This window comes from Actinomadura chokoriensis (assembly GCF_039529475.1).
Classification (GTDB): domain Bacteria; phylum Actinomycetota; class Actinomycetes; order Streptosporangiales; family Streptosporangiaceae; genus Spirillospora; species Spirillospora bangladeshensis.
The window spans coordinates 276,738-291,184 of sequence record NZ_BAAAMW010000004.1 but is presented as its reverse complement, the minus strand read 5'-3'; the positions used below and the strand labels follow the sequence as shown (position 1 = coordinate 291,184).

At 69.5% G+C, this 14,447-nt stretch carries 11 protein-coding genes; 4 read left to right on the top strand and 7 right to left on the bottom strand.

All coding sequences use genetic code 11. From position 1 onward, the window contains the following. Window positions 1-37 precede the first annotated feature (37 nt). The 5 genes from ABFX46_RS11990 to purS all read right to left on the bottom strand — a co-directional run bounded on the left by ABFX46_RS11990 (window position 38) and on the right by purS (window position 5,616). Complete coding sequence (locus tag ABFX46_RS11990) at window positions 38-253, bottom strand: PLD nuclease N-terminal domain-containing protein (RefSeq protein ID WP_346041872.1); 216 nt, start codon at window positions 251-253, stop codon at window positions 38-40. A 107-nt stretch (window positions 254-360) separates the two neighbouring features. Then, the gene (gene purL / locus ABFX46_RS11985) at window positions 361-2,661 is read right to left on the bottom strand and encodes a phosphoribosylformylglycinamidine synthase subunit PurL (RefSeq protein ID WP_346042144.1); all 2,301 of its coding nucleotides are present in this window, start codon (window positions 2,659-2,661) and stop codon (window positions 361-363) included. Between the two features lie 1,274 nt (window positions 2,662-3,935). After that, a complete protein-coding gene (gene purQ / locus ABFX46_RS11980) occupies window positions 3,936-4,616 on the bottom strand; it encodes a phosphoribosylformylglycinamidine synthase subunit PurQ (protein ID WP_346041870.1) in 681 nt (226 codons plus the stop codon). A 100-nt stretch (window positions 4,617-4,716) separates the two neighbouring features. After that, window positions 4,717-5,157: an ATP-binding protein gene (locus ABFX46_RS11975; RefSeq protein WP_346041869.1), complete on the bottom strand. Its 441-nt coding sequence runs from the start codon at window positions 5,155-5,157 to the stop codon at window positions 4,717-4,719. Window positions 5,158-5,373: 216 nt separating this feature from the next. Beyond that, window positions 5,374-5,616 carry a phosphoribosylformylglycinamidine synthase subunit PurS gene (purS, locus tag ABFX46_RS11970; protein ID WP_083946837.1) on the bottom strand — a complete coding sequence of 81 codons (243 nt, stop codon included), beginning with the start codon at window positions 5,614-5,616 and terminating at the stop codon, window positions 5,374-5,376. Window positions 5,617-5,712: 96 nt separating this feature from the next. On the opposite strand from purS, the gene ABFX46_RS11965 reads away from it, so the two are divergent. Next, window positions 5,713-7,332: a hypothetical protein gene (locus ABFX46_RS11965; RefSeq protein ID WP_346041868.1), complete on the top strand. Its 1,620-nt coding sequence runs from the start codon at window positions 5,713-5,715 to the stop codon at window positions 7,330-7,332. 87 nt (window positions 7,333-7,419) lie between these two features. Beyond that, a complete protein-coding gene (locus ABFX46_RS11960) occupies window positions 7,420-9,801 on the top strand; it encodes a hypothetical protein (RefSeq protein ID WP_346041867.1) in 2,382 nt (793 codons plus the stop codon). An 11-nt stretch (window positions 9,802-9,812) separates the two neighbouring features. Here the strand turns inward: ABFX46_RS11960 and ABFX46_RS11955 are convergent, their stop codons facing one another. Together ABFX46_RS11955 and ABFX46_RS11950 are read right to left on the bottom strand one after the other, a co-directional pair. Then, window positions 9,813-10,922 (bottom strand): hypothetical protein, encoded by a 1,110-nt coding sequence (locus ABFX46_RS11955; RefSeq protein ID WP_346041865.1) that lies wholly within the window; start codon window positions 10,920-10,922, stop codon window positions 9,813-9,815. A 96-nt stretch (window positions 10,923-11,018) separates the two neighbouring features. Next, window positions 11,019-11,570 (bottom strand): hypothetical protein, encoded by a 552-nt coding sequence (locus ABFX46_RS11950; RefSeq protein ID WP_346041864.1) that lies wholly within the window; start codon window positions 11,568-11,570, stop codon window positions 11,019-11,021. A 772-nt stretch (window positions 11,571-12,342) separates the two neighbouring features. Here ABFX46_RS11950 and pdhA point away from each other — a divergent pair. Both pdhA and ABFX46_RS11940 read left to right on the top strand, forming a co-directional pair. Next, window positions 12,343-13,473 carry a pyruvate dehydrogenase (acetyl-transferring) E1 component subunit alpha gene (gene pdhA / locus ABFX46_RS11945; RefSeq protein ID WP_346041862.1) on the top strand — a complete coding sequence of 377 codons (1,131 nt, stop codon included), beginning with the start codon at window positions 12,343-12,345 and terminating at the stop codon, window positions 13,471-13,473. Beyond that, a complete protein-coding gene (locus ABFX46_RS11940) occupies window positions 13,470-14,447 on the top strand; it encodes an alpha-ketoacid dehydrogenase subunit beta (RefSeq protein ID WP_346041861.1) in 978 nt (325 codons plus the stop codon). Before pdhA ends, ABFX46_RS11940 begins: the two co-directional genes overlap by 4 nt.

The window sequence follows — 14,447 nt, the reverse complement described above, 5'->3', positions numbered from 1 at the left end:
CGCCGTGTGGCCGCTCCCGGCCGGCGGTGGTCTGCGCCTACTTCTTGCGGCCGAAGAGGAAGTAGGAGACCGGGCCGACGAAGTTGACGAAGGCGACGGCCCGCCACAGCCGCTTCGGCCCCTTCACCTGGTCGCTCGGACGGCGCTGCAGGTCGACGAGTGCGGCCGCCAGCAGCGACAGCTGCACCGTCGTGGCGCCCGCGATGAACGAGCGTTCCGTCCGGCTGAGCTCGGACCAGCGCTTGGAACCCACCGTGCCTCCCCCGTGGATCGGTTCGTCCCTCCCAGGCTAGACCGGCCCTGACGGCGCGGAAGGGGCGCCCCCAAGGTGCGGGGCGCCCCTTCCGTCCGCTGACCGGGTCAGTCGGCGTAGCTGGGCAGCATGCGCTCGTGCGCCTCGCGCAGCTCCGACAGGCCGATGCTGAACAGCTCCTGCTGGTCGCCGTCCGGGCCGCGTCCGGTCACGTGGAGGGCGTCGCCGCCCGCCACGCCGAGCTGGGCCACCGGAACCCCGGCGGACTCGCAGAGGGCCGCCAGGCGCGCCTCAGAGCCCGGCGTGACCGCGACCATGGCGCGGGCCACCGACTCGCTGAACAGCGCCGTGAACGGGTCGCCGTGCAGCGTGATGCGGGCGCCGAGGCCGCCGCGCAGGCACGCCTCCACCAGCGTCTGCGACAGGCCGCCGTCCGACAGGTCGTGGACGGCCGTGAGGAGGCCGTCGCGGATCGCGGCGACCAGCACCGACGCCAGCGCCGCCTCCGCCTTCAGGTCGACCAGCGGCGGCAGCCCGCCCAGGTGGTTGTAGACGACGTGCGCCCATTCCGAGCCGCCGAACTCCTCGCGGGTCTCGCCGAGCAGCGCGATCGTGGCGCCGTCGGTGGTCAGCGACATGTTCACCCGGCGGCGGACGTCGTCGTGGACGCCCAGGACACCGATCACCGGCGTCGGGTTGATCGGGGTGTCACCGGTCTGGTTGTAGAAGCTGACGTTGCCGCCGGTGACCGGGATGCCCAGGTACTGGCAGCCGTCCGCCAGGCCCTCCACGGCGCGCGCGAACTGCCACATGACGCCCGGGTCCTCCGGGGAGCCGAAGTTCAGGCAGTTGGTGACGGCCAGGGGCCGCGCACCGGTCGCGGCGACGTTGCGGTACGCCTCGCTCAGCGCGAGCTGCGCGCCCGAGTACGGGTCCAGGCGGGTGTAGCGGCCGTTGCCGTCCAGGGAGAGCGCGATGCCCAGCCCGGACTCGTCGTCCACCCGCACCACGCCCGCGTTCTCCGGCATGGCCATGACCGTGTTGCCCAGGACGTAGCGGTCGTACTGCGACGTCACCCACGTCTTGCTGGCCAGGTTCGGGGACCCGGCCAGCCACAGGACCGTCCGGCGCAGCTCGTCGCCGGTGGACGGACGCGTGAGCCGTCCCGGGGTGTCGGCCTGGAGGGCGCCGAGGTCGTGCGGGGGCTCCAGCGGACGGTTGTAGACCGGGCCCTCGTCGGCGGCCGTGGTCGGCGGGATGTCGACGATCGTCTCGCCCCGCCACGTCATGACCAGCCGGCGCGTGTCGGTGACCTGGCCGATGACCGTCGCCGGGATCTCCCAGCGGGCGCAGATCTCCATGAACCGCTCGACCTTGTCGGGCGACACCACGGCCATCATGCGCTCCTGCGACTCGCTCATGAGGATCTCCTCAGGGCGCAGCGTCGCGTCGCGCAGCGGGACGGTGTCGAGGTCGACGTGCATGCCGCCGGTGCCGGCCGCGGCCAGCTCCGTCGTCGCGCAGGACACCCCGGCGGCGCCGAGGTCCTGGATGCCGACCACGAGGTCCTCGTCGAACAGCTCCAGGCAGCACTCGATGAGCAGCTTCTCCATGAACGGGTCGCCGACCTGGACCGACGGCCGCTTCTGGTGCGACTCCTCATCGAACGTCGCCGAGGCCAGCACGGACGCGCCGCCGATACCGTCCGGGCCCGTCAGCGCGCCGAACAGGATCACCTTGTTGCCGGGGCCGGGGGCCACGGCGCGCTTGATGTCCTCGTGCTTCATCACACCGACGCACAGGGCGTTCACGAGCGGGTTCTGCTCGTAGCAGGCGTCGAAGACCGTCTCACCGCCGATGTTGGGCAGGCCCAGGGAGTTGCCGTAGCCGCCCACACCGGCCACCACGCCGGGCAGGACGCGCTGGGTGTCGGGAGCGTCCGCCGGGCCGAAACGGAGCGAGTCCATGACGGCGATGGGGCGCGCACCCATCGACATGATGTCGCGCACGATCCCGCCGACGCCCGTCGCGGCGCCCTGGTACGGCTCCACGTAGGACGGGTGGTTGTGCGACTCCACCTTGAAGGTGACCGCCCAGCCGTGGCCGATGTCCACGACACCGGCGTTCTCGCCCATGCCGACCAGGAGCTTGTCGGTCTTCGGGGCCTTGTCGCCGAACTGGCGCAAGTGCACCTTGGAACTCTTGTAGGAGCAGTGCTCGCTCCACATGACCGAGTAGATCGCCAGCTCCGCCGACGTCGGACGGCGCCCGAGGATGTGCCGGACGCGGCGGTACTCGTCCTCGTTCATCCCCAGCTCGGCGTACGGCTGCGGGCGCTCCGGGGTCGCGGCCGCGATGGCGACGGTGTCGGTGCCCTGGTCGACCGGGCCGGACGCGATCGCCGGCATTGGACCGGTCCCCGGCCGGAGGGGCTGCAGGCCGGTTCCGGTCTCGACCGTCGGCTGCGGGCCGGTGCCCGGACCGAGCGCGGGCTGCGGGCCCGTCCCGGGCCCCACGGCGGGCTGAGGACCGGTTCCCGGGCCCCCGATGGCCGGCTGCGGACCGGTGCCGCGGCCGATGCGAGGCTGCGGGCCGGTGCCGCCGCCTTCGGCGCGGACGGGCACCGGCGGACCGGTGTTCGGATTCACGACGGGCTGCGGGCCGGTGCCCGGCCCGACGACGGGCTGCGGACCCGTCCCAGAGCCCACGGCGGGCTGCGGACCCGTTCCCGGGCCAACGGCGGGCTGCGGACCCGTCCCGGTGCCCACGGCGGGCTGCGGGCCGGTGCCGGAACCGATCGCGGGCTGCGGGCCGGTGCCCGTGCCGACGGCAGGCTGCGGGCCCGTCCCAGGGCCTTCAGGACGCGCCAGCGGGCCACTGTTCAGATCGACAATCGGCTGCGGGCCGGTACCCGGACCGACCGCAGGCTGGGGACCCGTCCCAGAGCCCACCACGGGCTGCGGACCGGTTCCCCGGCCAACAGCGGGCTGCGGGCCCGTCCCAGGCCCCTCAGGACGCGCCAGCGGGCCACTGTTCAGATCGACGATCGGCTGCGGGCCGGTACCCGGGCCCACCACCGGCTGCGGGCCCGTGCCGGGGCCTTCCGGACGTGCCAGCGGGCCGCTGTTCAGGTCGACGAGAGGCTGCGGGCCGGTACCCGACCCGACCGCAGGCTGCGGGCCAGTACCCGACCCGACCGCGGGCTGCGGGCCGGTACCCGACCCCACGGCCGGCTGCGGGCCCGTCCCAGGGCCGCCGGGCTCCGCGGGCGGCTGGGGCGCGGTGAAGCCGTTCAGGTCGGGCATGGTCAGCGACGGGTCCACCACGGTGGACGAGGGGTCGCCGCCGGGCCGCTCCTCCTCCAGGGCGCGGGCGAACTCCTGCTCCGGCCCTTCGAGGGGCGCGGCCGGTGCGGGGGCCTGCCGGCCGTCCAGCACGGGCATGGGCCCCGTGAACGGCCCGGGAGAGGCCTGGACGGCCGGGTCCTGCTGGACGGGGCGGCCGGCCTGGCTCGTCTGCCGGTCCTCCTCGATGATGGCCTTGAAGCCCTGGGTCACCGCTGGGTTGACGGGCTGGAGCTCGGGGTCGTCAGCGTCGGACTTGAGCTCCCCGAGCCACTCCATGGACGGCTCGTCGGAGGCGTCCCGGGTAGCGCGTCCGGAAGCGTGGGGCCGTTGCTCACTCATGCGTTGACCAGTCTCTTGACAATGGAGGTGAAGAAACCGAGCCCGTCGGTGGACGGTCCGGTCAGCGACTCCACGGCATGCTCGGGGTGGGGCATGAGCCCGACCACGTTGCCGGCCTCGTTGCAGATGCCGGCGATGTCGTCGAGGGAGCCGTTCGGGTTCAGGTCGACGTAGCGGGCGACGATCCGGCCGGTGTCGGCCAGTTCGATCAGCGTCTCCCGGTCGGCGGTGTAGCGGCCGTCCCGGTTCTTGATCGGGATCACCACCTCCTGGCCCTCGCTGTACTCGCCGGTCCAGGCGGTGTCGGCGTTCTCGATCCGCAGCCGCTGGTCGCGGCAGACGAAGTGCAGGCCCGCGTTCGGCAGCAGCGCGCCCGGCAGCAGGTGCGTCTCGCACAGCACCTGGAAGCCGTTGCAGATGCCGAGGACGGGCAGCCCCGCGCCGGCGGCGGCCACCAGTTCGGTCATCAGCGGCGCGAACCGGGCGATCGCCCCGGCCCGCAGGTAGTCCCCGTAGGAGAACCCGCCTGGCAGGACGACCGCGTCGACTCCGCGCAGGTCGCGGTCGCCGTGCCAGAGCGAGACCGGCTCGGCGCCGGACAGCCTGACGGCACGTGCGGCGTCCTTGTCGTCCAGAGAACCAGGGAAGGTGATGATCCCAACCCGGGCAGCGTCCATCTGTTCTGTTCCTCCGAAAGAAGGCGGCGGCCGGGACGGTCGGGATCTCCTCCGCCGATCACCCCGCTGCGCGTCGCATACCCCCCGCGCGCGACCTAATCTACCCGGCGTTGTGCATGAGTCCGGCGTCGAGTCGGCGGACCAGGGCTCCGTCGCTCCAGGTCAGGCGCTTCCGCAGGTGAACGACGGTGCCCGTGTCGGGGGAGGAGCGGATGTCCAGGTCGTCCACCAGCGCCCGCATGATTTTAATCCCGCGCCCGGACTCGCTCAACGCGCCCCGGTCCACGGGGGCCGGACGGGGGCCGCGCCCCCAGTCCATGATCTTGAGCATGCACACGCCCTCGTCGACGTGCCCGGTCACCTCGTACTCGCCGGTCGCGCGGGCGTGCTGGACGACGTTCGTGCACGCCTCGGAGGCGGCGACCAGGACGTCGTCGACGCAGTCCTCGGAGACGCCGAGCCCCCGCAGGGCGTCCCCCACCACCCGCCGGATCACCGGGATGCTCAGCGCATCGCGCGGCAGCGCGAGCGAGAACCTCATATCCACCCGGACACCTCGTGTCATGCCCCGGGCTTCCCGACCGTTCCCCCGGCCCCGGAGCGCGCTCGACGACTCGACGCAGCTAACACTTCCCCGGCGGATTACTCCGTAATCGCTGTACTCACGGGTCTTTCCGGGAAATCTCGCCGTCCCCGACGCCCGTTCGGAACGAAACAAACCCCGTCCGATGCCGAACGGTACTCAAACAATTTCCGGTCAGAGAACGCGGACCTCGTAGTTCTCGATGACCGGATTGGCCAGCAGCGTCTCGGCGATCTTGCCGACCCGCTCCAGGGCCGCCTCGTCGGCGTCCCCCTCCAGCTCCACCTCGAACCGCTTGCCCTGCCGGACGGCGACCACCCCGTCGAACCCCATCTGCGGCAGCTTCCTGGCGATCGCCTGGCCCTGCGGGTCGAGGATCTCCGGCTTGAGCATGACGTCCACGACGACACGCGCCACGACCGCCCCCTCACTGATCTGCACTTTTCCTTACGATCTGAAGCGTACGGCACCATGGCTCTTCACGAGCCATCCGCATCCCCCCGGAGCCACCCGATGAACATCGAGGACCTGACCCCCTCGGAACGCCGCCTCTGGAAGGCGTTCCCGAAGGGCGAATCCGTCGACCTGTCGACCGGCGACCGGGCGTTCGACGACGTCGCGCAGGCGGACCGGTGGGGGCACGACCGGGTGGTCAGGGCCGAGGTCCTCGTCGCCCTCCTGGTCGGCGCGGTCGAGCCCGAGCCGGGGCAGGTCGCCGCCGTCCGGCTCTCCGGGGCCCGCATCACCGGCTCGCTGAACCTCGGTCACGCGGAGGTCACCGTCCCGCTGGCCCTCACCGGCTGCGCGTTCGACGAGGCGCCGCACCTCTACTGGGCGAACATGAACAGCGTCCACCTGATGCGCTGCCGGCTGCCGGGCCTGGTCGCGTCCGGGACGCGCGTCGACGGCCACCTGTGGCTGGAGGGGAGCCGGATCGACGGCGGCGTCTGGCTGGACGGCGCGAACATCACCGGAATCCTGAACATGTCCGGCGTCCAGCTGACCAACCCCGGCGGGGACGCGCTGCTCGCCGACCGCCTCGCCGTCGAGGCCAACGTCTACTGCGACCAGGACTTCACCGCCAACGGCGAGGTCCGGCTGCCCGGCGCCCGCATCGGCGGCCAGCTGATCTTCCGCGGCGCGCGGCTCTACAACCCGTCCGGCGTCGCCCTGTACGCCAGCCGCCTGGACGTCGCCGCGAACGTGTTCTGCGACGGCGGCTTCACCGCCGAGGGCGAGGTCCGGCTCCGCGGCGCCAGCGTCGGCGGCTACCTGTCCTTCGTCGGTGCGAACCTGTCCGCGCCGCAGCGCACCGCGCTCAACGCCGACGACCTCACCGTCGAGACCGACATCTACTGCTCGGACGGCTTCACCGCCGCGGGCGCCGTCAGCTTCTCGGGCGCCCGCGTCACCGGCCAGCTCAGCCTCCGCGACGCCCGGCTGCTCAACGACAGCGGGACGGCGCTCAGCCTGCAGCGCGTCCAGGCCGAGGAGCTGCTGCTCCGCACCGCCGAACCGATCAAGGGCGTCGCCGACTTCTCCTACGCCCGCATCAACCTGCTCCGCGACGACGCCGCGTCCTGGCCGGAGCGCCTCCAGCTCGACGGCCTCCAGTACGAGACCCTCGACCCGCCCCTCACCGCCCGCGAGCGCCTGGACTGGCTGCACCGCGACACCGACGGCTACGCCCCGCAGCCCTACGAGCGCCTGGCCCAGACCTACCGCGCCCTCGGCCTGGACGCCGACGGCCGCTCCGTCCTGCTCGCCAAGGCCCGCGACCGCCGCAAGACCCAGGGCATCCCCCGCAAGATCGTCGGCTGGCTGCAGGACGTCCTGGTCGGCTACGGCTACCGCCCGTTCCGCGCCGCCAGCTGGCTGATCGGCCTGCTGGCCTTCGGCACGATCGTCTTCTCCCTCCACCGGCCGGACGTCCTGGACGACGGCCACAAGCCGCATTTCAACGCGTTCTTCTACACCCTCGACCTGCTCCTCCCGATCGGCAGCCTCGGCCAGGAGATCGAGTTCGCCCCCAAGGGCGTCTACCAGTGGATAGCGAACTTCATCGTCGCCGCGGGCCTCGTCCTGGGCCTGACCGTCGCCGCCGGCGCCACGAGAGCCCTGTCCCGCGAATAAACCCGGCTTCCACCCTGCCCGAAACACCGTTTCCGCCCCTGCCGCCTCCCCTTTCATTACCGTCCACAGGGCGAAAGGAGGCGGGTCATGACCCTCAAGATCGACGCCCGCGCCGTGCACGCCGAACTCCAGGCGATTTCAACGGCGATGTCCGAGGTGACCCGCCTCATGGGCCCCCAGACCTGGCAGGGCGGCTCCGCAGCCGCGTTCACCACCGACCTGCAAGGCCACAACCGGTCGCTGAACCGCCTGATGCTGGCCGTGGAACGCACGGTGGCCCGCTACAACCAGATCCCCATGACCCTGGCCCCACCAGACATTCCCCGCGCAACCCCCGCGACCGGCAAACCAGGCGTCGCCTCGGTCTCCCCGTCCGCCCTGGAACGCCTGGAAACGGCCCTGAACCGCGCCGCCGCCGACCTCCCCCACCGCGCCAAGATGATCCGAGGCCACCTGGCCCTCGCCTACCCGGACATCCCGAGCACCACGTCCTGTGACAACGCCGCCTCCTGGTGCCGCACGCAGGCCGCCCGCATGCGCACCCGCATCATGTACGCCCTCGCCGAAAACGAAGTAACCGCAACCCCCTTGATCCAGGGCCCGGTCATCGAAATCCCGGACACGGAACGCTTCGGCTCCAAGGAAATGACCGACCTGGCCCGCCTCCAGGCCCGCGCCTGGCTGAAGCACACAACCCACCCAGGCAACGCGACGCCGGCCCTGATGTCGGAGATAGCCCGCACCCTGGCCGAGAACAGCAAGAACACGACCTACCTGGCAACGTTCTTCTCCAACATCCCACCGGGCACCGCAGGCAAACTCCCCTACCGCCTACACCAACTGAGCAAAACAAGCGGCCTGTCTCCCGAAGACAAGAAAACAGTAGGAAACCTGGGCACAGCGCTAGCCGCCCTATCCCGCAAAAAAGAAACCGAAGGCATAGCCACCAAGGCCCTAGGCCCACCAGGAACCGACACCCCCGGCCAAGCCCTCCTGGTCAAACTGAGCGCCCCCAACATCAAATGGAGCAGCGCAATCCTGACCGACTTGGGAAGGGCCGCACTCCGCTGGCGCCAGAAGCACCCGTCCTATGAGCTGAAAGAGACCGTCGCCGCAGGGCGCGGCCAAGCCCGCATCAAAATCCTCAACCAACCAGAGGGAACTTGGTGGACGACCTGGGGCATCGGCGACCCCTACACCCGAGAGGCGGACCTCAAAACCCTGAAGGAGTACGACCCGGCTCTCAACATCCTCGGCCGCATCTCCCAGCAGAAAGACCTCACCGCGGCCCGAAATCTAGCCGCGACACCGTTAGAGCCGTCCTTGCTAATCGAGGACGCCGACAAGGCGGCACCTCTTACCTGGATGACCCGCGGCAATGGGGAGACCTATGCCTCCCTTCTAGTAGCGCCCGACTGGCCCGACGGGGGGACGATCGCCGGCTCGGTGATCAAGCTCGCCACAATCCCGGAGAAAGGGCACGAAGAAGAGGCGGCGACCAACGCCGGCGAGGTCATGAAGTCGGTGGCCTGGTGGAATGGCAAGGGCCGCGAAAAAGTCGACGGAATGCTCAAGAAGGGAAGGTTCCCCGACTGGCTCCCCGGCGTCAACATCCTCCCACGGACGGACCAGGCACCCGAGGGCACAGGACATAGCAAGCACTATATTCTCGAGCTCGGCCCCGGCCTCAACTCCGGCCTCCTCGCGATGACGCGCATGTACATCCCGGCGCTTGGCGACGCCAACCGCACCAGCGGCGGCACCGGCCTGCCGACCCTCGATCCCGCCACCGGAAGAATCTATGTGGACATCGGCGGCGACCTGCAGCAGTTCCTGCGCACCTTTGCCGCAGACGACCGCGCTTGGACGCAGATCGCTGCCGACACGGAGGTCTACCGCCAACTGGTCTTCGCCTGGGGACTTCGCACTGACAAGTGGCCATTGGCCGCGAAACGTGCCGGGCAACTGGAGGGAAACCTCATCGCCGCCTACGGACTCGAAAGGCTCAAGCGAGAGCAACTCACTCTGCAGGAATTCGAAGATGCCAAAAAGCATCTCGCCGTGCTGCGCGACATCGCCGGCAGCATACTCGGCGCAACGAGGGCGGGGGCAGTACCAGGCGCGACCGACGCATATTCCATGGGAACCGACCTCGCTCTGGACAAGATAAAATACAAGGATTACACCAAGAATGTCGAGGAAATCAAGGGTAAGTACTCGACCTATACCGATCAACTCTACCTCGACCTGGCGCATGCCGTTCAACTCTGGAAGGGAACGCACACCGGAGACGAAGACCTTGACGCCGCTCTCCTACTCTGGCCTCTTGACGGACGAGATTCAAAGCACGTCATGAAGGCGATTAAGGAAGCCTGGCTAACCCCTCCGGAAGTGAAACCGCATCTCAGCGGAGAAGACCTCGTCGGTGAAGCAGAGCGAGCCGTCGGGCACAATGCACCGGAGGAATGACCCTGGCCCGGTCACTGACGATAGGGCTCACTGGTGAGGTGGCTCGGCAGCCGGAACGAGTAAATGACCCCACAGAACTTGTTCAGCATGATGTAGCTTCCGTCGCGCCCCTTGGACGCACCGCCAGGATCGGCGGAGGCAACATCCGCCATGGAACCGTCGAACTCGTCGCACTCCCTCTGCAAACCCAACGACAGCGACTGCAAGTCACCGTCCGGCGTGATCAGGGCGGGGCGCGGCGATCCCTGGAGCGGAGACACCCCTCCAAGCAGAAGGACCGCGCCTCCACTCAGCGGCAACGCGGCTGTCCAAGGTGGCGCCGTCTTCGCCGAGCGGGGGAACTCGGTAGCGCGCACGCCGCCATCAGCGCCTACCCGGAGGAGCCCCGCCCTGCCCAGGGCGATCACACCGTGCGGGCCGTCGGCGACAAGTTCGGTCGCATGAAAGTCCTCCGCACCACCCAGGTCTCGCAAGGCCGCTTCGTAACCGGGCGGTTCCCAACGCTTCAACACGTTCCGTCCGACGACCTCGAACAACTGACCGGCACGGGAGAGCACGATGGGCACTCCCGTGCCGCTCAACGCGAACTGGGATCCCCTCCAGTTCTTGTTGAGCCGATCAGCCTCGGTCGCGGAAAGCGGTTCTCCGTGCCGGTCGAGAATCTTGAACCGGGGGTCGGTCTCCTCGTCCGACTCGAGCACGTCCGTCGTTCGGAGACTGGACAGAGACGTCCGAGACAACTCGAGACCGGCGTATGAGGCCATCTGCCACAGGTGATCACCCGATACCGCCAGTTGGGCATCCGCGATGCCGACCGGGAGCATGGTGATCCGCCCGTCAGCTTCGATGCGGGCGATGCGCCGCCCACCGTCTCCGGCAATGGGGACGTAGATCCTCCCTGTCCCCTGGTCAACCGTGAGGCCGCCATTCGAACGCACGTTGACCCGCACCGCGTACTCGCCGTCCCGGGGAGTCCGACTCGTTTCTCGGTCGCCGGCGATGATGACGACCTGGCCGGGGCGGGTGGGGTGGGGAGTTGGGTTGAAGGACGGGGTGTGCTGGGTGCAGGCGCTCAGGGCTGCCAGGAGGGCTACTGGCGGGATGACCCGGGTGTAACGCACCTGTCGAATGATGCCAGGCGAAGGCCCGCCGCGGGCGGTGTGCGCCACGTTTACTCGTCCTGCCGCTGACGGAACTTCTCTGCGCGAGCGGCGGTTCTAGGGGCGGACCGGTCTTGTGAGGGTTTCGGGGAGGCGGAAGCGGTAGACGCGACCGCAGTTCTTGTCGTTCAGGACATAGTCGCCGTTGGGCATTCGCGCTAGGCCGCCGGGGTTGGCCGATGCGACGGCGGCCAGGGTGCCGTCGAACTGGTCGCACCATTGCTGCCCGCCAAACGTGAGTTTCACCAGCCGGTCGTCCGGACGTGCCAGCATTTGTCGCGGTCCGGGATAGAAGGCGAAGGTGGCGCTCAGCACGAGGACCGAGCCGTCGGCGAGCAGAGTCATGGCGGACCAGAGTGGGCGGCCCTTGGCCGCCTCGGGGAATCGGATGGCCTCCGCGGCGCGGTCCGGCCTGACGCGTATGAGGCCGCGGGTTCCGAGGACGATCAGGCCGCGTTGCCCGTCCGGGGCCATGTCCAGGGGCTCCAGGCCCTTCGTACCGCCGAGCTCGCGCAGGGCCGCCTCATACCCCTCGGGCTTCCATTTGCGTACCTTGCCGTCATCGACGACCTCGAAGAGATCCCCGGCGTGCGAGGCGATGACCGGCATACCGTCACCACGTATGCGAGCCTGGAGTCCGGCCGGAACTCGCGCAACTCCTGACCTGCACACGTGCTTGTCGGATCTCCTGCGAAGTCGAGCACCTGAACCGGTCGTTCGCCTATCGTGTCCAGAACCTCTGTCTCGGCAAGGGTCGTGAGCGACACCCTGGAGAGGCGCACCCCCTCGTAGGACGACATGGTCCAGAGTGCTCCCCGGGAGATGGCGAGTTGGTCGCCCGTGTGCTTCGGATGGAGCGTGGTGATGGTGCCGTCTCGCTCGATCCGCTCGATGATCTTGTCGCCGCCGCTGAGCGCCCGGAGGTAGATCAGCCCGCTGTCCGGGTCGACGGCCAGGCCGCCGTCTGACTCGGCGCTTGACTTGATCGCGTACTCGCCGTCGCGCGGAGATGCGAAGTTGTCCGGGGCGCCGGCGATGATGACGACCTGGCCGGGGCGGGTGGGGTGAGGGGTCGGGTTGAAGGACGGGGTGTGCTGGGTGCAGGCGCTCAGGGCTGCCAGGAGGGCTACTGGCGGGATGACCCGGGTGTAACGCACCTGTCGATGATGGCAGGGGTTCGCGCGGGGCGGGTTGGGGTCGTGGGTTTGGGTCAGGGCCTCGGCGGTGGGGTAGGGATCACGGTGGCGGGACTTGCATCGCAGGGTGTGATGTCTGCCACGATGGCATTGCGGCTTTTGTCCCTTACCGGGGCCGATGGCCGTTGACATCGGCCGGCGGCGCGGCGATCCCGTGTACCGGCCCCGAACGAGGAGTGTCATCGATGACGATCGACTCCGTGCGCGGCGCGCCCGACACCCCGGAGCTCGCCGAGCCCGAGCTCGTCCAGCTGCTGACCCCCGAGGGGGAGCGCGTCGAGCATCCCGACTACCCCCTGGACCTCAGCGCCGAGGAAGTGCGCGATCTCTATCGCGACCTGGTGATCGTCCGGCGGATCGACTTGGAGGCCGTGGCGCTGACCCGGCAGGGCGAGCTGGGGCTGTGGGCCTCGCTGCTGGGGCAGGAGGCCGCTCAGATCGGGTCTGGGCGGGCTTTGACCGAGCATGACATGGTCTTCCCGACGTACCGCGAGCACGGCGTGGCGTGGTGCCGGAACGTGGAGCCGCTGAAGCTGCTCGGGCTGTTCCGGGGCGTCAACCACGGCGGCTGGGATCCGGCGGAGCACGGGTTCCACCTGTACACGATCGTGATCGGCAGCCAGACGCTGCACGCGGCCGGGTACGCGATGGGCATCCAGCGGGACGGGGTGCTGGGCACGCCGTCAGCCGGGGCGACGATCGCCTACTTCGGGGACGGGGCGACCTCGCAGGGGGACGTGAACGAGTCGTTCGTTTTCGCGTCCGTGTTCAATGCGCCGATCGTGTTCTTCTGCCAGAACAACCAGTGGGCCATCTCGGAGCCGCTGGAGAAGCAGTCGCGGATTCCGCTCTACAAGCGGGCGCAGGGGTTCGGGTTCCCCGGGCTGCGCGTGGACGGGAACGACGTGTTCGCGTGCCTCGCGGTCACCAGGAAGGCCCTGGAGAACGCCCGGACGGGGCAGGGCCCGACGCTGGTCGAGGCGTACACCTACCGGATGGGCGCCCACACGACGACCGACGATCCCACGCGGTACCGGCTGAAGGCCGAAGAGGAGGCGTGGAAGCTCAAGGACCCGATCGAGCGGGTCAAGGCGTACCTGGTGCGCAACGACCTGGCGGACGCGGGGTTCTTCGAGAAGGTCGAGGACGAGGCCAAGCAGCTCGCGAAGGAGCTGCGCGAGGGCTGCCGGGCGATGCCCGATCCGAAGCCGCTGTCGATGTTCGAGGACGTGTACGCCGAGCGGCATCCGCTGATGACGGAGGAGCAGGAGCAGTTCGCCGCCTACCTGGCGTCGTTCGAGGAGGAGTCGAAGTGACCACCCTGACCCTCGGCAAGGCGCTGAACGAGGGCCTGCGCAAGGCCATGGAGAACGACCCGAAGGTCCTCGTGATGGGCGAGGACGTCGGGAAGCTCGGCGGGGTCTTCCGCATCACGGACGGCCTGCAGAAGGACTTCGGCGAGGAGCGGGTCATCGACACGCCGCTGGCCGAGTCCGGCATCATCGGGACGGCGATCGGGCTCGCGCTGCGCGGCTACCGGCCGGTCTGCGAGATCCAGTTCGACGGGTTCGTGTTCCCGGCCGCCGACCAGATCATCACGCAGCTCGCGAAGATGCGGATGCGGTCGCTCGGCACGCTGTCGCTGCCGGTCGTCGTCCGGATCCCGTGCGGCGGCGGCATCGGCGCGGTCGAGCACCATTCGGAGTCGCCCGAGGCGTACTTCACGCATACCGCCGGGCTGCGCGTGGTGACGTGCTCGAACCCGGTGGACGCGTTCTCGATGATCCAGCAGTCGATCGCGTCCCCCGACCCGGTGATCTTCTTCGAGCCGAAGCGGCGGTACTGGGACAAGGCCGACGTCGACATCGACTCCACGGAGTGGACGCCGCTCCACGAGGCGCGGGTCGTCCGGCCGGGCGAGCACGCGACGGTGCTGGCGTACGGGCCGTCGGTGAAGACGTGCCTGGAGGCGGCCGCGGCGGCCGCCAAGGAGGGGCGGTCGCTGGAGGTCATCGACCTGCGCTCGCTCAACCCGCTCGACATCGGCGCGGTGACGGAGTCGGTGAACCGGACGGGCCGGTGCGTGGTGGTGCACGAGGCGCCGGTGTACAGCGGGTTCGGCGCCGAACTGGCCGCGCGGATCACCGAGAAGTGCTTCTACCGGCTGGAGTCGCCGGTGCTGCGCGTCGGCGGGTTCTCCACCCCGTATCCGCCGTCCCGCCTGGAAGACGACTATCTGCCCGACCTCGACCGCATCCTGGACGCGGTCGACCGATCCTTCGCGTGGTGA

Excerpts from the sequence above, each read along its gene's own strand:
- ABFX46_RS11975 (WP_346041869.1), bottom strand. The coding sequence starts at position 5,157 with ATGAGGTTCTCGCTCGCGCTGCCGCGCGATGCGCTGAGCATCCCGGTG.
- ABFX46_RS11960 (WP_346041867.1), top strand. The coding sequence starts at position 7,420 with ATGACCCTCAAGATCGACGCCCGCGCCGTGCACGCCGAACTCCAGGCG.
- ABFX46_RS11965 (WP_346041868.1), top strand. The coding sequence starts at position 5,713 with ATGAACATCGAGGACCTGACCCCCTCGGAACGCCGCCTCTGGAAGGCG.
- ABFX46_RS11950 (WP_346041864.1), bottom strand. The coding sequence starts at position 11,570 with ATGCCGGTCATCGCCTCGCACGCCGGGGATCTCTTCGAGGTCGTCGAT.
- pdhA (WP_346041862.1), top strand. The coding sequence starts at position 12,343 with ATGACGATCGACTCCGTGCGCGGCGCGCCCGACACCCCGGAGCTCGCC.
- purL (WP_346042144.1), bottom strand. The coding sequence starts at position 2,661 with ATGCCGGCGATCGCGTCCGGCCCGGTCGACCAGGGCACCGACACCGTC.
- purQ (WP_346041870.1), bottom strand. The coding sequence starts at position 4,616 with ATGGACGCTGCCCGGGTTGGGATCATCACCTTCCCTGGTTCTCTGGAC.